The sequence below is a fragment of the Alterirhizorhabdus solaris genome, assembly GCF_007785815.1.
In the GTDB taxonomy this organism is placed as follows: domain Bacteria; phylum Pseudomonadota; class Alphaproteobacteria; order Sphingomonadales; family Sphingomonadaceae; genus Alterirhizorhabdus; species Alterirhizorhabdus solaris.
Genome location: NZ_VNIM01000178.1, coordinates 1 through 3253 on the forward strand (window position 1 = coordinate 1; position 3253 = coordinate 3253).

The 3253-nt window shown below is 73.0% G+C and carries 2 protein-coding genes; both read left to right on the forward strand.

Annotated features, from left to right (window positions below):
* Positions 1 to 10: 10 nt before the first annotated feature.
* Complete coding sequence (locus FOY91_RS20920) at positions 11 to 2743, forward strand: ATP-dependent DNA helicase (RefSeq protein ID WP_145155943.1); 2733 nt, start codon at positions 11 to 13, stop codon at positions 2741 to 2743.
* Positions 2740 to 3253: SixA phosphatase family protein (locus tag FOY91_RS20925; RefSeq protein ID WP_145155945.1), on the forward strand; the 514-nt coding region annotated here is incomplete at its 3' end. The genes FOY91_RS20920 and FOY91_RS20925, both read left to right, overlap by 4 nt.

A 3253-nucleotide genomic window follows, 5' to 3' on the forward strand; every position in this document is an offset into this window, starting at 1 on the left:
AGTAAGGCCCATGCAGCCCGTGATCCCCTTCCCCTACCCCGCGCTCCATGCCACCCACGGCGGCATCTGGATCGCCACCGCCGACGGTACGGTCCGCACCGTTTCGCGCGGGGAGGCGATCGGGTTCGCGGGCGAGACGCCGACGATCCTGCTCAACGCGCCGGTCGCCGCCACCCGGCTGGGGCTGGGCGAGATTTCCGGGCTGGACCTGCTGGAGCTGTACGCCTTCGTTCACCCGGCGCGCTTCGCCGTGCCGACGCCCGCCGGCCTTGCCCGCGCGCTGGATATGACGCCGCCGGAGAACGACCCGGCCGCCGCGTCCTTCCTGCTCGCCGCCGCCGCCGCGTTGCTCGACCGGATCGACGCGACCGACTGGCCCGAGCGCGAGGGCGCGTGGTCGAGCGCGCAGGCGCTCGCCCGGCTGCGCTGGCCATGGGCGGCGGCGGTGGGCCAGCGCATCCGCAAGCCGCAGGTGGCCGAACGCTGGCTGTTCGCCAAGCTACCCGAGTGGGAGGAAGCCCCACCCCGCCCGCAGCCGCGCCCGGTGGTGCTGGGCGATACCGAGACGCAGGAAAACCTCGCCCGCCTGCTGGGCGACGGGGCCGAGCCACGCGAAGGCCAGCGCCTCTATGCCGCCGCCGCCGCCCGCGCGTTCGATCCACGCAGCATGGAAGGGCGTCCCAACCTGCTGCTGGCGGAGGCGGGCACCGGCATCGGCAAGACGATCGGCTACCTCGCGCCCTCCGCGCTGTGGGCGGCGCAGGCCAACGGCACGGTGTGGATCAGCACCTACACCAAGGCGCTGCAACGCCAGCTCGACCGCGAGACGCGGCGCGTGTTCCCCCACCCGCCCGAGCATCGCGTGAAGGTGGTGGTGCGGAAAGGACGCGAGAACTACCTCTGCCTGCTCAACCTCGAAGACGCCTTGCAGGGCGGTTTTCAGGGCCGCGCGGCGGTGCTGGCGCAGCTTGTCGCGCGGTGGGCGGCGTACAGCAAGGACGGCGACATGGTGGGCGGCGACCTGCCCGGCTGGCTGCCCACCCTGTTCCGCAAGGCGGGATCGACCGCGCTGACCGACCGGCGCGGCGAGTGCGTGTATGCCGGCTGCCCGCATTATCGCCGCTGCTTCATCGAGCGTTCGGCGCGCGCGGCCGACGGCGCCGATCTCGTCATCGCCAACCATGCGCTGGTGATGATCCTCGCGCAGCGCCGGCGCGAGGAGGGCGCGCCGCTCGCCCGGCTGGTGTTCGACGAGGGGCATCATCTGTTCGATGCGGCGGATTCCACCTTCTCGGTCGCGCTGACCGGGCAGGAGGCGATCGAACTGCGCCGCTGGATCATCGGCCCCGAATCAAAGGCGCGCGGCCGCAGGCGGGGGCTGGCCGCGCGCCTGTCCGATGTCGCCTCCTACGACGAGGAGGGCGGGCTGGCGCTGGAGGACGCCCGCGCCGCCGCCGCCGAACTGCCCGCCGATTCGTGGCTGGCGCGCATGGCCGAGGGGTTGCCGCTCGGTCCGGTCGAGCGACTGCTCGCCGCCGTGCGCGCCACCACCTTCGCCCGCGCGCGCGCCGCCGATGCCGGCTACGGGCTGGAGACGGAGGCCGCCGAACTGGACGGCCCGCTGGTGGAGGCCGCCACCCACGCGATCGAGGCTCTGGAGGCGCTGGTCCGCCCGCTCACCCGGCTGCGCCAGCGGCTGGACGCGGTGCTGGCCGACGCGCCCGACTGGCTGGACGGCCCCGCCCGCGCGCGCATCGAGGGGGCGATCCACGGGCTGCGCAACCGCACCGTCATGATCGATGCCTGGGTGGCGCTGCTCGGCCGGCTGGGCGGGCCGATCGACCCCGATTTCGTCGACTGGCTGCAGGTGGACCGGGTGGAGGGGCGCGAATATGACGTCGGCCTGCACCGTCACTGGCTCGACCCCACCCGGCCGCTGGCGGAAACCGTGCTGAAGCCGGCGCACGGCCTGATCGTCACCTCCGCCACGCTGAAAGGCGCGGACGGGTGGGACGGGGCCGATGCCCGCGCCGGCGTGCCGCATCTCGATCAGCCGCCCACCCGTTTCGAGGCGGCCAGCCCGTTCGACTATGCCGCCCGCGCCGAGGTGCTGATCGTGACCGACATCAAGCGCGGCGACCTGTCCGCGCTGGCCGGTGCCTATGCCCGGCTGATCGCGGCGGCGGCGGGCGGCACGCTGGGGCTGTTCACCGCCGTGCAGCGGCTGAAGGCGGTGCATGCGCGCATCGCCGACCGGCTCGCGCGTGACGGGCTGCCGCTCTACGCGCAGCATGTCGATCCGATCGACACCGGCACGCTGGTGGATATCTTCCGCGACGACGCCCACGCCTCGCTGCTGGGCACCGATGCGCTGCGCGACGGGGTGGACGTGCCGGGCAGCTCGCTGCGGCTGGTGGTGATGGAGGGGGTGCCGTGGCCGCGCCCTACCGTGCTGCACGCCGCGCGCCGCGCCGCCGGCGGCGGCACCGCCTTCGACGACCGGGTGGTGCGCGCGCGGCTGGCGCAGGCGTTCGGCCGGCTGATCCGTCGCGCCGACGATTCGGGCCTGTTCGTGCTGCTGTCGGCCGCCACGCCATCGCGCCTGCTCGATGCGTTCCCGCCCGGCACGCCCGTCACGCGGCTGACGCTGGACGAGGCGGTGGCGCGGGTGGCGGCGCGGCTTTCCACCGCCCCGTCTTTGCGGCATCAGGGAAACCCGGTGGAGGGAGCCCTACCCGAATGAAGAAGCTGACTCTGCTGCGCCACGCCAAGTCCGGCTGGGACGAGCCGGTCGCCCGCGATTTCGATCGGCCGCTCAGCGACCGGGGGCGGCAGGGCGCACGGCGGATGGGGCGTTACATGCGCGAGGAGGGGCTGGAGTACGACCACCTCGTCGCCTCCCCCGCCGTGCGCGTGGTCGATACGCTGGACGAGCTGTGGGAGGGCTATGGCCGCTCGATCAGCGCGGTACTGGACCGGCGCATCTACCTCGCCTCCTGCGTCACACTGCTCGACGTGATCCACGACGCGCCGGACAGCGCAGGCCACATCCTGTTGAGCGGCCACAATCCGGGCATGGAGGACATGATCCTGATGCTGGTGCCCGACGTCGGCGATCCGCTGCGCGATTCGGTGGAGGAGAAATACCCCACCGCCGCGCTGGCCGAGATGGAGTTCGACATCGATCGCTGGGCCGACATGAAACCACGCACCGGCCGCCTCACCCGGTTCGTCCGTCCGCGCGATCTCGATC

Bases quoted from the DNA above. Each gene is read 5' to 3' on its own strand.
- FOY91_RS20920 (WP_145155943.1), top strand. From the start codon at position 11: ATGCAGCCCGTGATCCCCTTCCCCTACCCCGCGCTCCATGCCACCCAC.